The sequence below is a fragment of the Rhizobacter sp. P3_C12 genome, assembly GCF_056402735.1.
Genome location: NZ_JBFUGW010000636.1, coordinates 1 through 759 on the forward strand (window position 1 = coordinate 1; position 759 = coordinate 759).

The 759-nt window shown below is 74.4% G+C and carries 1 protein-coding gene; it reads left to right on the plus strand.

The genetic code is table 11. The features are described 5' to 3' along the window. Positions 1-759 (plus strand): hypothetical protein (locus tag AC1DXV_RS35105; RefSeq protein WP_477938114.1); only part of this gene is annotated, 759 nt, incomplete at both ends.

Below are 759 nucleotides of genomic sequence, written 5' to 3' on the forward strand. Positions count from 1 at the left end.
TGCCGCCGCCGCGCTGCCGCGCGGCGAGCACCGCGACCTGCAGCGCTACCACTCGGTGCAGCAGCTGCTGCCGGCGATCTACGGCGTCGGCCGGCACGGCGTGCCGCGCTCGGCACCGCCGCAGGCACGGGCGCGCGCCCAGCAGCTGCAGACCTACCTGCTGATGATGGAGCAGGTGATCGCGCAGGGGCTGGCCCAGGTGCAGCACCTGCGCGAGCTGTTCTCGGTGAATGGCGGCTCGGCCAGGACGCTGTGGTCGCAGATGATCGGGCCCGACAGCGTGCCGGGCGTCGAGCGGTTGCAGCTCGCGCCGGCGGCGCAGATCGAGCAGGCGGTGTACCCGCCGTTCGACCGCTCGGCGCGGCGCAAGAGCCGGGCGCTGGACCACCTGCTGGCGTTGCACGGCGAGAACTACACGCAGAACTCGCTGCGCCCGTTCTTCGGCCACCACTCGCCGCAGGAGCTGGAATCGCTGCTGCTGGAGAACAAGGCGGCCTACCTGAGCGACATCGTGCGGCTGACGCGCGACCGCGCCGGCGGGTTCGATCCGGGGCGCCCGTCCTGGGGCGTGCTGGACAACGGCAGCGGCCTGCAGCGCCGCGCCTCGCTGCTGCTCGGCCTGCGCCTCGGCCACCCGCGCTCGCTGACGCAGGCGCTGCGCCAGCAGAAGCTCGTGCTGGTGCCGCAGCCGCTGCCGCAGCATGCGGCGCTGCAGGTGTCGCCGCAGCGCGCGCAGGCCGCGACCGCCGCCGGCCAGCC